A 15573-nucleotide genomic window follows, 5' to 3' on the forward strand; every position below is an offset into this window, starting at 1 on the left:
TAGATGAATACACATTTACTTAACTAAAAACATTACAAAAATGAGAGGCTTACTGTACATTATCGCTGTTATCCTGGTTATAGGATGGGCAATTGGATTTTTTGCATACTCTGCACCGGGTTTGATTCACGTTTTATTGGTAATAGCTATTATAGCCTTGCTTTTAGGCGTGATCAGGCGTGCGTAAACAATTTTAACCTTGTATTGCAAATAGAAAAAGCCACGGCTGTTAAAGCTGTGGCTTTTTGCTTAAAAGTAATTCGGCGATGGCAATATCCTCAGGAAAAGTGATCTTGATATTGCTGTGATTACCTTCTGTAAGTTTTATTTCGGCACCGTATTGCTCTACCACGCTGGCATCATCCGTAAATTTAGTATCAAAGGGCTGTTCATAGGCTTTCCTTAGCAAGGATGCCTTAAACGTTTGCGGGGTTTGTACCAGGTATATCTCATCCCTGATCAGGCTTACCGACCGGCCATCTTTCACCTGGCGTATCGAATCGCGGCTTTTAACTGCCACTACGGCTGTTCCGTATTCGGCAGCATATTGATAGGCCTCGTCGATAATATCGGGCGAAATAAGCGGCCGTACGGCGTCATGCACAGCAACCAGGGCTTCGTTGTCTGTAATTAAATCGAGCCCGTTCTTAACCGAGTGGAAACGGGTTTCGCCGCCGGTAACCAATTGGTGGGGAATAGTAAAAGCATGTTCGCGGATTAGCTGTTGCCAGTAGCTATGATAAGCTAAAGGTAAAACCAGGATAATGTTGGGTTTCGCTTCCGACCGCTCAAAAGCTGCAATGGTATGCATGAGCACAGGTTTGCGGTTGAGCAGTAAAAATTGTTTAGGTACCGTCGATTGCATCCTGCTACCTGAGCCGCCGGCAACTATGATAACGTAGTTTTTGTTTTTAGATATGAGATGTGAGATATGAGATGTGAGATTGGAAGTCATCATGATTTAAGTCGACTAATATCTTGTAAAATTGGCTGCAAAAGAAATAAGATCCGAAAGTATCAGGGAATCGCTTTTAAAATCAATAGTAAATACGGGGCACCTACGGAGCCTTAAAGTTTCCATTTTGTTTCCTATAAACACGATACTCCTACGGAGTGTCTTATGAGTTGCTTTAAACTCCGTAGGAGTATCGTGTTTATAGGTATTTTGCCCGCAATATATTGGCTCCGTTAGGTGCCACGTGTTTTAAAAGCGATTTTCCTGCTCAAAGCTCGTGGTATGTCTCAAATCTCAGATCTAATAAAACTACCACAAAAAAAATGAGATATGAAACCATGGTCTCATATCTCAAATCTTATATCTAAAATCTAAATAAAATTAGATGATCAGCATTGCGTCGCCGTAGCTGTAAAAGCGGTACTTCTCTTTTACTGCTATTTCGTACGCGTTCATTACGTTTTCGTAACCTCCAAATGCTGCAATCATCATCAATAAAGTTGATTCGGGCGTATGGAAGTTAGTGATCATTGAGTTGGCAATGCTAAAGTCGTACGGAGGGAAGATAAACTTGCTTGTCCAGTCGTTAGCAGCTTTCAATGTTTTGTTTGCAGATACTGCAGATTCGATAGTACGCATTGAAGTAGTACCAACAGCACAGATACGGGCTTTACGCTCAATACCACGATTTACGATATCAGCTTGTTTTTGCTCGATAATGAATTGTTCTGAATCCATTTTGTGCTTGGTTAAATCCTCAACCTCAACCGGGCGGAAGGTGCCTAAACCAACGTGCAGCGTAACCTCGGCAAAATCAACACCTTTTAATTCAAGGCGTTTCATTAACTCGCGGCTAAAGTGTAAGCCTGCGGTAGGAGCTGCAACAGCACCTTCGTGTTTAGCGAAAATGGTTTGGTAGCGCTCTTTATCTTCGGCAGTAGCTTTACGTTTAATATATTTTGGAAGCGGTGTTTCGCCTAAAATTTCAACGTTACGACGGAATTCTTCGTCGGTACCGTCAAACAGGAAACGGATAGTACGACCACGTGAAGTAGTGTTATCCACAACCTCGGCAATCAGTAAATCATCGTCGCCAAAATATAATTTATTGCCTACGCGTATTTTACGTGCCGGATCAACCAGTACATCCCATAAACGTAGCTCCTTATTCAATTCGCGAAGCAAAAATACTTCGATGGTAGCACCTGTTTTTTCTTTGTTGCCATATAAACGGGCAGGGAAAACTTTGGTATTATTAAGGATCATTACATCCTTATCATGAAAGTAATCCAGCACGTCTTTAAATATTTTATGCTCAATTTTGCCCGAATCTTTGTGTAAAACCATTAAACGTGATTCATCGCGGGTAGCAGAGGGTGTATGGGCGATAAGGGATTCAGGTAAGTTGAATTTAAATTGAGATAATTTCATGCTTGTTTTTATGAATTTTCAAGGGCGCAAATGTACGAATTTTTTTGTTAATTTAACAGATTTTTTTAAGAAGCAGTTTAATTACACTACCGTTATATTAATTGAAAAATACTGTAACTTAAATCAAGTGCTGTTGTCTAAAAAATATTGACAGGCAATTTTACATATCAGCAATAAAATGGCCCGTTATTTTATTACCTCCGCGCGCTGACTGTGCAATATATTGAATGATTAACAAGTAAGATCAAAATAAGTTATATGCTTTTTTTAAAACTTTTAAGGGAAAGTTTTTTGTTTGCAGGCGATGCCCTGAGGCAGAACAAAACACGTACATTACTGTCATTGCTTGGGGTAACCATCGGTATATTTACCATCATAGCCGTTCAATCGGCGGTTGATACGCTGCGTAATAACCTTCAGAACAGCGTTAACAAGCTGGGTAATAACAGTATCTATGTGCAAAAATGGCCATGGGTAGGAGGAAGTGATTTTCCGTGGTGGAAATACCTGCAAAGGCCCGAATCTGATCTTCGCGATTTTAACGAGCTCTCCCGCCGTATCACAACTGCCGAAGCTTTATCGTACGAAATAAATATTGATAACCGTACCATAAAATATAAAAGTAACACGGTTGAAGGCGCACAGGTTGACGCTGCATCAGCAGATCATGATAAAACCTGGAACTTCGATTTTGAAAGCGGCAGGTACTTTACCGAAATGGAATCAAAAACCGGTGCACCTATAACTAATATCGGCTACGATATTGCACAAAATCTTTTTCCTGATGGTGACGCCGTAGGAAAGCAGATTAAAGTAATGGGACGCTATGTTACCATTGTGGGCGTATTTTCAAAGCAGGGTAAAGATATGCTTGGAATTTCGACTGATAAGGAGGTATTACTGCCTCTTAACTTTGCACGCAACTTAATTGATATTCAAAGTTCAAAATATGGCCCCTCAATTATTGTACGGGGTAAAAAAGGCATTCCTACCGATGATGTTGAGAGTGAGATCAAGGGCTTGATGCGTTCTATCAGGAGGTTAAGACCCGGTGCTGATGATAATTTTTCATTAAACCGTACAACCATGATCACTCAGCAGCTTGACGATTTGTTTAAAGTTGTTAATATTGCCGGTGCCATTATTGGTGGTTTCTCCATTCTTGTTGGCGGCTTTGGCATTGCCAATATCATGTTTGTGTCGGTAAAGGAACGTACCAATATTATCGGTATACAAAAATCATTAGGCGCTAAAAACTATTTCATATTATTGCAGTTCTTAATTGAATCGGTACTCCTCTGTTTTGTTGGCGGGATTATCGGGTTGTTTTTTGTGTATCTGGGGACGTTTGCCGTCAAGGCAGCTTTAGATGTGCAGGTAATACTTGATGCTGCTAACATTTCAAGAGGTTTAAGCTATTCAATTATTATAGGTGTAATAGCGGGTATCATTCCTGCTTATTCGGCTTCACGACTGGATCCGGTGGAAGCCATCCGTACAAATTAATAATGATATGAAAACTATTAAAGGATTTTGTTTTTTAGCGGTTTTAGCTGTTGCCGCTGCATGTAATCAACCTGCAAAACAGCAGGAAACCACTAAAACAGACACAACAGCCACCGCTAAACCTGCTGAAACTCAGGTTGCCGCTGATACTTCAAATACAAGCGATGTTTTAAAGGCTTATATAGCTTTAAAAGACGAATTTATTAAATCGGACGCTGCAGGTATCAAAACAGCTGCTACTGATCTGGAAACCAAATTGTCGGGGATTAAAGGCTGCACTGAAACTGCTACTGTAGCCCATCAAATAACTACGGCGGCTGATATTAAGGCGCAACGCGACGCGTTTTTGGTGTTGAGCAAAGATGTAATTGCATTGGTAAAAGGTGCTAAGTTAAAATCAGCCCCGATTTATGTTGATTTTTGCCCGATGGCGGACGGCGGAAAAGGTGGATACTGGCTTTCAGCAACTAAGCCTATTGTAAATCCATATTTTCCCGAGCACATGAAGGAGTGCGGAACGGTGAAGGAACAGATTAACTAAGACTGCCGATCTTTTTTTGACTACGCTGATTTCGTTGATGATATTTTAAAGCGATAGGTGATACCTGTCGCTTTTTTTTAGAACCGTGATTTTCGTGATTGAAGGATTTCATGATATTTTGACAGGGTTGATTGAACAGGCAAATCTTAAATCTAACCTCCGAAATCAAATTCCCGCCGACTGCTTGATATACTTTGCAAGCTTACTGTATAATACTTCGGGAACAAAGGGTTTGGTAAGATAATCAACCATGCCGGCCGCCAGGGCTTTTTGATAGGTCTCCGGCATAGCATCAGCTGTGAGGGCTATGATTGGGAGGTTGGGCCAGGCTTGTTTGATAACTGCTGTAGCTTCAAAGCCGTCCATAACAGGCATTTGTAAGTCCATTATAATAATGTCATAAGCGTTGTGGTTAACCAGGTCGACAGCTATTTGACCGTTCAACGCTTCCTGAACGTGCGCATTCCAGCGTTTTAAAAATTTACCGGCTATCATCAGGTTCATTTTATTGTCGTCAACAACTAAAATGTTCATGCCCTGCAGGTTATTGCTTTCTGTATCAACCGGGGTAACAAGGGGTTTTGCAACAATGGCTTCAGGGGAGATGGTAAAATTTATGGCGAAGCTAAATGTGGTACCTTTACCAAGTTCGCTTGAAACGGCAATTGTGCCTTTATGCAGTTCAACCAATCGTTTAGTAATTGCCAAACCCAAACCGGTGCCGCCATAGTCATTATCAATAACCTGCTGGTCCTGCATAAAAGGATCAAAAACAACGTTAAAGCTTTCGGGCGAAATGCCGATACCTGTATCAGTAACTGCAAATTTGATGTTAACCGTGTTGTTAGTTATCACATCCTTATCCAGTCGGATAGTTACTTTGCCGGCATGTGTGAATTTTATAGCATTGCTAATCAGGTTATTAAGTATCTGATTCAGGCGCATAGCATCGCCTGTTAAATCGCCCGGAATGGTATCGTCGATTATCATTTCAAGTACTAATTGCTTTTCTGCAGCCCGGGCATCAAAAGATTGTTTTATCCTGCGGATCAACTGGTGGATGTTGAACCTCGAATTGTTTAGTTCCAGTTTACCGGCCTCGATCTTGTTATAATCTAAAATATCATTGATGATGGCCAACAGGTTTTCGCCCGAAAACTTGAGGGTGTTAAGGTATTCCATCTGCTCCGGTCTCGGATTTTCGTCAAGCAGAAGGTTTGTTGTACCAATAACCGCATTCATAGGCGTGCGAATTTCGTGGCTCATGATAGATAAAAACTCCGATTTAAACTTTGATGATTTTTCGGCCATCTCTTTGGCCCAAATCAGGTCCATACGTGCTTTTTCCTGGTCCGTAATATCCTCACCAAGTGCAGTGGTTTCTTTAAAAGCGCCGTTTTCATCATAAAATACAGTATTCTGCCAGCTTATGATCCGCTGCTCGCCGTTACGGCAAATAATAGGATTAGTGTAGTGGGGTAAAAAACTGTCATTTATAAACCAGCTCTTTAAAAAATCCCGCAAATCATCAGGAATAAAATTGTCCATCCAATTCATTCCTATGATCTCGGCCTGGCTATATCCCACCAGGTTTGCCAGGTATTTGTTGCAAAAAGTAACAATACCCTTGCTGTTAACTGTAATAGCTACCATGTTAACGGTTTCCAACACCTGCCTGTATTTGCTCTCAGCTTCCCTGAAATCAAGTTCGGCCTGTTTACGCTCTGTAATATCCTGTAGGGTACCTATAATTTTACGTACGCTTCCGTCTTCATTATAAAGGCGTTTACCGGCTATAATACTCAGGTGTTTTAAAGTGCCCCGGGGAGTTATAATACGATATTCATGGGATGGGTCCATGGTGTTTGCATCGCTTTGTAAAAGTTTCCTGATGATTAGTTTGTCGTTGGGATGCACGTATTTGAGCAGCAGGTTTACAAATGTTTTCCTGTACAGTGAAGTGTCTTCCCCAAGCTCATAAATATTATTCAACTCGTCCGACCAGCTGAGGTTGCCTGTGGTTACGTCATATTTCCAGTTGCCTATTTTGGCAATAGCCTGGGCTTCCATCAGTTCAAGCTGGCTTAGCTTAACCGCTTTATCGGCCAGGCGGGCTTCAGTGATATCCTGTATAATACCAAATGTCCGAGCACCTACGTCTGATGTTAATTTCTTTTCTCCGCGCTGGATCCTGATGTATTTTAACGTGCCGGCGGGTGTAATAAATTTATGCTCAATTTTATTTTGAGCTGTTTTGCGTATGGATGAAAGGTATTCATAAACATTTTCCCTGTCATCGGGATGTACCAGGCTGATATAATATTGAAAACGGCTCATGCCTTCGGGGATTTTTTCAATCCCAAGCAGATCGTTCAGGTTGGCCGACCAAAACGTTTCCTTACTTTCATGATCATACCACCAGTTTCCTGTTTTTGCTATGTTTTGAGCTTCCAATAATAACCCTTCGTTTTCTTTAAGGGCTCGTTCATATTTCTTTTGCTCTGTTATATCTACTACCGATGCCGAGATCCGCCCTGTATAGCCTGTTGTTTTATCAAATATCGGGGTAAAGTTGGCTGTAAATGAATGCCCGCTGTCGTAATCAGACAAAAACTCAATTGATATCGGCTTGCGGTTTTCTATTACATAGTTTAATGCCTTGTCATATTTTTCGGCTTTTTGCGGGCCAACAACCTGGTCCAGTGTTTTCCCTACGGCTATCCGCGGGTCAACCGCGCGTTCTGTTATTTCATTAAACCAAACGTTGATGCAGGTTTTACTTTCGTCAAACTCAAAAATAATATCGTTAAGTGAGTTAATAAGCGCATTAAGATGCCTGCGGCTTTCACGTAACTTGGCATCGTTAACCATAAGGCTTTGATTGAGCTTCATTACATTATCAACCGCGCTTTTGAGCTGGTATTGATAAGCCATTACCACTAAAAATGAAATATAGGCTATTAATGTAAAAAACAACAAAAGCACGATAAGCATAGCAGGCGAAATAGCAAGCCTGGGAGCCGTGAAATACGCAGCTAAAATGGCAGCAAGATTAGCTGCGCTGATAATTATAAACTCTCTGCGCTTTTTGCAAAAAAGGGTTAAGGCGATAAAGATCGTAATAGCACTGAACAAATTGACGCGGTCGAACCCATTTTGACCGAGTAAAATGCAGTTGTTTATTATCAGGAACGATGATATGGTAGCAAAAATCCCTGCTTTATAAAAAGTCTTGTTGTTTATGAAAGAAAAAAAAAGTGAAACAGCGCAAAAAAAACAGTTTATCAACCTTAACCAAAAAGGATCATAAGAATTATTGGAGCATAGATAATGTAACGAGGGGCTTGCAATGAATAAACCTATAAGTAAAAGCCGGTAAATGGTAGCTTCGTTTTGGATCATTACCAATGAGTTACCTTTTAACGACATGTTTTGGAGTAATTTTTTAATCAATTATTAACCTTTATAAACATAAATACAGGTGTTAAAATAATAAATTTGCCCGAAATTTTTACAAACAGTAAATTATATTAGCGGTTATTAATACGCAGATTTATTTACATTTGTTGCAGATACAAATTTTCTATGGCGGAAACAGCACAACTAAAACTTGGTGATAAAACATTCGAACTCCCGGTAATTGAGGGCACTGAAGGTGAAAAGGCAATCGATATTTCTAAGCTTCGCGATCAAACCGGGTATGTAACACTTGATATCGGGTATAAAAATACAGGCGCTACCAAAAGCGCCATTACTTTTTTAGATGGAGAGCAGGGGATACTCAAATATCGCGGTTACCCCATTGAAGAACTTGCCGAAAAATCATCATTTATTGAAGTTGCTTATTTGCTGATTTATGGCGAATTGCCAACTGCTGATCAATTAAAAGCCTTTCAGTATGAGTTAAGCCGCCATACACTGGTGCATGAGGATATGAAAAAGTTTTTTGATGGCTTCCCGTCAAAATCTCACCCGATGGGGCAGCTGTCATCGCTGGTATCTGCATTATCGGCTTTTTATCCCGAATCATTAAAACCATCACAAACTACCGAAGAGCTTAATCAAAGCATTATTAAAATGCTTGCTAAAATGGCTACTGTGGTTTCATGGATCTATAAAAAATCATTAGGTCACCCGGTTATCTATCCGCAAAACAAATACGATTACGTTACCAACTTCCTTTATATGACCTTTGGTCAGCGTACTGAAGAGGTAACTATCGACCCAGTTGTGATCGACGCTATGAACAAACTATTGATCTTACATGCTGATCACGAGCAAAACTGTTCAGCTTCTACTGTACGTATCGTAGGTTCATCCGACTCTAATATTTATGCTTCAGTATCTGCCGGTATTTCAGCATTATGGGGCCCGCTGCATGGTGGAGCTAACCAGGCTGTGATTGAAATGCTGGAGAAGATCAAAGAAGATGGTGGTGATACCGACAAGTGGATTGCCAAAGCAAAAGACAAAAATGATCCTTTCCGTTTGATGGGCTTTGGTCATCGTGTTTATAAAAACTTCGACCCACGTGCCAGGATCATCAAAAAAGCATGTGATGATATTTTAGAGAAACTGGGCATCAACGATGAGGTACTGGAAATAGCCAAGAAACTGGAAGAGGTTGCTCTAAAAGATCCATACTTTGTTGAACGCAAACTTTACCCTAACGTTGATTTTTATTCGGGTATCATTTACCGTGCGTTAGGATTCCCAACAGATATGTTCACTGTACTGTTTGCCCTTGGTCGTTTACCAGGATGGATTGCCCAGTGGAAAGAAATGAAAGAAAACAAAGAGCCTATTGGCCGTCCGCGCCAAATTTATGTTGGTGCTACCAGCAAAGAGTATGTGGATATAGCGAAACGGTAAATTCATTTTGGTTCATGGTTAATGGATCATAGTTCATAGGAAAAAATATAAAGCAGAAAAGCGATGGGGGATGACCTCATCGCTTTTTTTGAACCATGATTTTTAGGATTTAAGGATTGCCTTGATATTATATGCTTAAGGGATCGCTTCTTCAAAAGAGAGTGCTATTATATTCACCCTTATCAGGTCATCTATAAAACAGTATCCTGTAATCCCAAAATCAAGAAAATCATGGTTCAAAAGAAACCCCGCAGGTTTTCACCATGCGGGGCCATATAAATAAATCAATCAACTACAATTTTTACACTTATAACTTAGTAATAGTAAAGGTATTGGCCTTGGTATCTAATACTATCTTGTAGGTACCGCCGGTTGTTATGGTATAATTAGCTCCGCCTGCTGTAAGCGCTGCAGGTGTACCGCCTAAGTTTAAATCCCAGCTGTGATTAAACCTGAACTTCATATCCTTGCCGGCAATTAAAGCAACCGTAACGCTCCAGGTTTTGGTGGTAGCATCATAAAGCATATCGGTATCTGTATTCCAGCCACCCGGGGTAGCGTCGCCAATAACACTCCAAAATACAGGAGTAGCAGTAAATGTGCCTTTGGTTTTATCGCTCTGGTCAATAACTGCATGTAACGCATAGTATCCTGCTGACGGTACCGAAAGATTGCCGCCTGTAGTGCTTATTTTACCGCTGCCAGCATCGCCGTATGATACATCCCAGTTCTTTTTAGGAGTAAGTTTAAACTCAAGTTTGCCCGCAGGGTAACCGATATAACCATCATAAACGCCATCATTATTTGGCGAAGTAAGACTATCGGCGGTTGCCGGATCCCATCCCTGGTAAGCACCCGGAACATAAATATAGCCTGTGCCCTGGTATGGCAGCACTGTTAAGGTAATAACATTTGAATAGGTAGCAGCCAGGTTTGGAGCAGCCGACGATTTAATGCGCACATCAACCTGCGATGGGTTGTCATAAGATAATTTCAGCGCCGTTAGCATATCGTTAAGAGCACCTACCTTAATTGTTTGGGTAAGTTTATCAGTGCTTACTTCCCTTGCGTTTTTAAAATTATTGCCTTTTACATCTAATTGTATAGTATAGGTAATAGGGGCATTGTAACCCGATACCGGGGTTGCAACCCAGTTAAACGTAATAGCGTCGTTAGCGGCGTTGGGCTTTGATAGTTCGGGGCTTGTTGTTGATGATGATAAAGCTCCTACATTGCCCACGTTTGCTACAACCTTTACTTCATCTTTTTTACATGATGCCAGCATCAGCAGCGCGATGCCGCCGAATGCCAGGAGCGTGGTAAATATTTTTTTCATATCCTTTTTTAGGTTTTATGGTTTTACGGGAGATGCCCTTAGGCATCTCCCGGTATATTATTAATATCCTGTGTTTTGTTTCAGATTAGGGTTAGCGGTAACATCTGCCGATGGTAATGGATATACCGTGCGGAAGCTTTCAACACCTTTACCATCTTTTGAACCGCCTTTAAACGGCCATAAGTAGGTATCCTCAACAAACTTTTTGTAACGGATAAGGTCAGTACGACGGAAGCCTTCCCAATACAACTCGCGGCCTCTTTCGTCAAGTAATAGATCGGTTGTCAGGGCGGTTAACTGGCCTGTAGTAGTGCTTTGGTAAGCGCGGGCCCTTAATTTGTTAACATAGCTTAAAGCAAGTGCCGCATCGCCGCCACCGCCACGTGTAGTAGCTTCGGCATAAATAAGGTACTGCTCGGCCAGGCGGAAAATAGGAAGGTCCATATCTGCATAATCTAAACTTTGCGGAGCACCACCATCAATCTTAACATCTTTGAATTTACTGATAGCGTAGCCATCGGTAAAGGTGCTGATGGTGTTGATGTCGATGTTTTGGCCATCGGTATAAAACTGCGCACGTTTATCAGCACTTGAAGCGCCTCCCGGAAACAGGTTTACAAACGCTTTGGTGGTTCGTAAACCGGCCCATCCGCCTGAAATTCCATAATCGGCAGCAGGCATCGAGCCGCCAACAGGAGCATGTGTCATAAATGTTGCACCGCCATAGCTTTGTGTATGCAAGCCATCATAGTTAATGGTTAAAATAAACTCATTTTTATTGAGGTTGTTATCGGCGCGCATCAACTTGGTATAATCAGAAACCAGGGTGTAACCGGCATCAATTACCTTTTTTGAATAGGTTACAGCATCCGGGTAATGTGCAGTACCGGTATAAACCTCGGCATTAAGATAAATCCTCGCCAGCAAAGCCCAGGCAGCAGCTTTATCTGCGCGGCCATATTCATTGCCCCGGGCATCGGCAAGGCTCCCATCAATAGCTTTAAGTTCGCTTTCTACATAAGCAAATAAGTCTTTACGGCTTATTTGCTTTGGCAGTGCACCACCCAAAGCATCGTTCTCTGTAACAAATGGAGGGGCAGCAAACAAGTCCATCAAAATAGAATATTGATAAGCTCTTAAAAATCGTGCTTCTGCAACATATTGACGAACCTTATCGGCATCAGCGCCGGTAAGGCCCCTGCTGCTCAGTTTAGCATCTGATGACTGGCGGATGAAATCGTTAGCCAGGGTAATCTGGTACATACAACGGTAATATAAACCTGTAAGGAACAGGTTGCTTGATGACCATGTCATGCTATGAAAATCAGGCAAACCTACGTCGCCCCAGCCTACAACTGCTTCATCAGTAGGTAATTCTTCAGCGCACCAGTAAAGACGGAAGAAATCGGAAGTACCTTCATCAATACCTTGTACGTCACCGTTACCTGCCGGACCGGTGTTGCCGGTGAGGGCGTATGCGGCGTAAACCTTGGCAAATGCTTGTTTGTAACCCTCAGGCGTGCTGTAAACCTGCTCGGCTGTCACATCATTGGTAGGAAGCAAATTAAGCTTCTTTGTGCACGATGTTAAACTTCCGGCTATTAAACCGGTCATTAATATATATTTTAATGAATTTCTTTTCATGTCAATTTTTTTTTCGTTATCAACTTTAATTATAATGAAAGGTTTAAACCTAACACATATGTACGTGGCCTTGGATAAAAGTTGTTATCGATACCGCTACTAACTTCAGGGTCAAGACCTTTGTACTTAGTAATGGTAAATACGTTTTGTACGTTGCCACTTATGCGTAAATTGCCGGTGCTGCCAAACACTTTACCAAAGTTGTAACCCAGGTTAATGTTATCCATTTTTATAAACGACGCATTCTGTATATAATAATCAGATAGTCTCATTTTATCAGATGAACCTACTATGCCGGTTTGAAGCAAGCTTGTAGTTGCGTTGTTTAATATTCCGATGCCGTTAAATACACTTAATTGCGTGCCTGAGCTTGCCTCTACGTTGTTGTAAGCATAATTACCTACACTTGCCCTTGCCGAAAAGCCCACCGACCATTTTTTATAATTGAAGTTTGAATTAAGGCCGAAGTAAGCTTTTGGATCGGCGCTTTTATACCTGTAAAGGTCGCTGCTATTGATGATGCCATCCTTATTGCGGTCAACAAAAACGCCGTCGAGCGGTTTGCCATTGGCATCGTAAACCTGTTGATAAACATAGAAGGAAAGGCGGGGATAATTAACTGAGTTAATTTGGATCGTATTACCCGTACCACCTGATATACCACCTGTTAACACACCAGGATAGCTTGGGTCAGGAGCAAGTGTAAGCCTGGTGATTTTGTTAGTATTATAGGTAGCATTAAAGCCGATGCTCCAGTTCATATCCTGCGATCTGATTACATCTGTATTAAGGCTTAATTCAACACCTTTACTGGTTAAATCGCCAATATTGGCCACAATGGTATTTGAAAAGTTTGTACCTGCGGGCTGTGGTATGCTGTTAAGAAGTTTTGACGTTTTGCGGTAGTAAAAATCAAGCGTACCGGTAATACGGTTATCAAGAAATCCGAAATCGAGCCCGGCGTTTGACGATGCTGTTTGCTCCCAGGTGCGTTGTGAGTAATATCCACCCGGACGGTACAAGTTGTACAAAATATCGCCTAACTGATATTGGGCGGCGTTACCGCTAAGATTGTAAAATGAAATAACGTCATAGTTGCCAATGCCATCCTGCTGGCCTGTTACACCATAACCCAAACGTAATTTAAGATCAGATAATGCTGTTATTCCCTTAAACAACTGTTCCTGCTTTAATTTCCATGCAAATGCTACCGAAGGGAAGGTACCAAATCTTCTGTCGGGATTGAATTTAGATGAACCATCGCGGCGTACAGTACCGGTTAGGATATATTTGTCTTCGAATATGTAATTTAAACGGCCATAAACAGATATCAGCCTGTTTTCCGGTTCGTCAAAATTAAAGTTTGGATTAGAGCCTGGTTTTTCGGTTCCGTCAAATGCGTACGATCCGTAAAAGTAATTTTTTGTGCTAAAATCCTGATATGAATAACCGGCAACCGCATCAATATGGCTTGCTATATTTTTTAAATCTTTAGCGTAGCTGAAATAGCCTTCAAATATAGTATTTGATTGTGTGCCTTTATATGGGTTTCGCTGACCGCGGTGAGTGATCCCTTTGCTGTCCTGAAATCCGTTATAGTTTGAAGCTGCACTGTCAGGGATGTTAACACTGCCCGAGCCTTTAGATACATCGTAGCCTAAGTTAACATTTGCATGCAATTCGGGCAAAAAGTGAAATTTGTAATCCAATTGCAGGTTACCTATACTACGATAAACATTACTGCGATTGTCCTGCTCTTCAAGTAAGCCCAGTGGATTAAGGGTGGCTAATCCTTTAAGCGGACTTGTTGCCGGTTTTGTAGGATCATTTAACCATTCATAATAACCACCAAAACGGTTGCTACCTGAGTAAACAGGTTGGGTAGGATCAAAGCTAACTGCAGCACCAATTGCACCTTCATTTGCAAACCGTTGTTTAACCTGCGAGCCTTTGGCATTTAGCGTTACTTTCAAATGGTCTGTGAAAAAGCTTGGACTTAAATTGATTGCGCCGGTAAACCGTTGTAATGAACTGGTTTTTAAAATACCTGTCTGGTCATAATACCCGGCAGACACACGATAAGGCAATTGTTTGGTTGCACCCGATATACTAATGTTATTATCAGTAGTAATACCTGTTTGGTAAATTTCTTTTTGCCAGTTGGTATTTGCTGTGCCAAGTTGTGACTTTTGTATTGCTGTACCATTAGCATTCACATAATCGCGTATTTGGTCGCCTGTAAGTACGTCAATATACTTGCTAAGCTTACTCACCGAAAATTGAGTGCTGAAATCTATAACCGGCTTGCCGCTTTTACCCTTTTTAGTAGTAATTAATATAACTCCGTTTGATGCTCTGTTACCATAAATAGCAGCCGCAGATGCGTCTTTAAGTATGGAAAAAGATTCGATATCATTGGGGTTAATCAGGCTTAACGGGTCTGCAACGCCAGGTATTTTCGATGTGCCGTCACCATTACGCGGGCGGTCAATAGGAACACCATCAATTACGATCAGCGGATCGTTACCTGCTGCCAGTGATACACCTGCACGTACCCTGATAGTACTACCTGCACCCGGTGCACCGCTGTTTGATATGACAGATACACCTGCCACCTTACCGGCAATTAACTGCTCGGGGGTAGTAATAACACCTTTTTGAAAATCCTTAGCGGTTACATTGGTAATAGCGCCAGAAAGGTCCTTTTTACGTTGTGTACCGTAACCAATAACCACAACCTCGCTCAGGCTTTTGCTTTCGGGCAGAAGGCTGAAGTTTTCAATTGTTGCGCCGTTAACGGTTATTGCTTTTTTAATGGTGATATAACCGATAAACTTTACGCTTAGCGTATAAGTACCGGCTTTAACATTGTTAATGGCGTAGTTACCATTAGGGTCGGTAGTTGAACCAATAGTAGTACCATCGATAGTAACCGTAGCACCGGGGAGGGGCAGGTTAGTTTCGTCAGATACCTTTCCTTTAATACTCCCGGTTTGTGAAAATGCCATGAATGACATCATCAGGAAAGCACAAAGAAGAACATACTTTTTTGAGTAATTTTTTCTCATTTACTTATTGATTTTTATGAATAAAAAAAGGCTTATTTTGCCGGCTATAATTGGTTTATTATTGTGGCCGAAACAGCATGCGACTAATTTACATTTACAAATATCAATTGCAAATTTTATGTAAAAGATAATTTTAAAGCGTTTAATTAATGCTTTTTTAATTTAAACGAAATATTAAAATTTATCGAAATCGCAGAGAAAAATTATTGTTTTTATGCGA

10 protein-coding genes are annotated in these 15573 nt (G+C 41.1%); 4 read left to right on the forward strand and 6 right to left on the reverse strand.

The window, feature by feature from the left end; translation table 11 throughout:
- The first annotated feature begins 40 nt into the window (after window positions 1–40).
- Complete coding sequence (locus tag BMX50_RS34295; protein WP_114940263.1) at window positions 41–187, forward strand: lmo0937 family membrane protein; 147 nt, start codon at window positions 41–43, stop codon at window positions 185–187.
- 42 nt (window positions 188–229) lie between these two features.
- Here the strand turns inward: BMX50_RS34295 and BMX50_RS15260 are convergent, their stop codons facing one another.
- Complete coding sequence (locus BMX50_RS15260; RefSeq protein ID WP_244281004.1) at window positions 230–958, reverse strand: 2-C-methyl-D-erythritol 4-phosphate cytidylyltransferase; 729 nt, start codon at window positions 956–958, stop codon at window positions 230–232.
- A 378-nt stretch (window positions 959–1336) separates the two neighbouring features.
- Window positions 1337–2386 (reverse strand): tRNA preQ1(34) S-adenosylmethionine ribosyltransferase-isomerase QueA, encoded by a 1050-nt coding sequence (gene queA, locus BMX50_RS15265; protein ID WP_091211398.1) that lies wholly within the window; start codon window positions 2384–2386, stop codon window positions 1337–1339.
- Window positions 2387–2644: 258 nt separating this feature from the next.
- On the opposite strand from queA, the gene BMX50_RS15270 reads away from it, so the two are divergent.
- On the forward strand, window positions 2645–3892 hold the full coding sequence (locus BMX50_RS15270) for an ABC transporter permease (RefSeq protein WP_091211399.1): 1248 nt from the start codon (window positions 2645–2647) through the stop codon (window positions 3890–3892).
- A gap of 7 nt (window positions 3893–3899) precedes the next feature.
- A complete protein-coding gene (locus BMX50_RS15275) occupies window positions 3900–4433 on the forward strand; it encodes a DUF3347 domain-containing protein (RefSeq protein WP_091211400.1) in 534 nt (177 codons plus the stop codon).
- Between the two features lie 165 nt (window positions 4434–4598).
- Here BMX50_RS15275 and BMX50_RS15280 read toward each other — a convergent pair whose 3' ends face one another.
- The gene (locus BMX50_RS15280) at window positions 4599–7427 is read right to left on the reverse strand and encodes a PAS domain-containing hybrid sensor histidine kinase/response regulator (RefSeq protein ID WP_167667940.1); all 2829 of its coding nucleotides are present in this window, start codon (window positions 7425–7427) and stop codon (window positions 4599–4601) included.
- 591 nt (window positions 7428–8018) lie between these two features.
- Between BMX50_RS15280 and BMX50_RS15285 the strand changes: the two genes are divergently transcribed.
- Window positions 8019–9305 (forward strand): citrate synthase, encoded by a 1287-nt coding sequence (locus BMX50_RS15285; RefSeq protein WP_091211402.1) that lies wholly within the window; start codon window positions 8019–8021, stop codon window positions 9303–9305.
- Between the two features lie 307 nt (window positions 9306–9612).
- Here the strand turns inward: BMX50_RS15285 and BMX50_RS15290 are convergent, their stop codons facing one another.
- From BMX50_RS15290 to BMX50_RS15300, 3 genes are read right to left on the reverse strand one after another with little or no spacing between them, the layout of a single operon-like run.
- Window positions 9613–10641, reverse strand: a complete 1029-nt coding sequence (locus tag BMX50_RS15290) for a SusE domain-containing protein (protein ID WP_091211403.1) — start codon at window positions 10639–10641, stop codon at window positions 9613–9615.
- Window positions 10642–10701: 60 nt separating this feature from the next.
- Window positions 10702–12285: a RagB/SusD family nutrient uptake outer membrane protein gene (locus tag BMX50_RS15295; RefSeq protein ID WP_091211404.1), complete on the reverse strand. Its 1584-nt coding sequence runs from the start codon at window positions 12283–12285 to the stop codon at window positions 10702–10704.
- Window positions 12286–12314: 29 nt separating this feature from the next.
- The gene (locus BMX50_RS15300; protein WP_091211405.1) at window positions 12315–15353 is read right to left on the reverse strand and encodes a SusC/RagA family TonB-linked outer membrane protein; all 3039 of its coding nucleotides are present in this window, start codon (window positions 15351–15353) and stop codon (window positions 12315–12317) included.
- Between the last annotated feature and the right edge of the window lie 220 nt (window positions 15354–15573).

The sequence above is a fragment of the Mucilaginibacter gossypiicola genome, from assembly GCF_900110105.1.
Lineage (GTDB): Bacteria > Bacteroidota > Bacteroidia > Sphingobacteriales > Sphingobacteriaceae > Mucilaginibacter > Mucilaginibacter gossypiicola.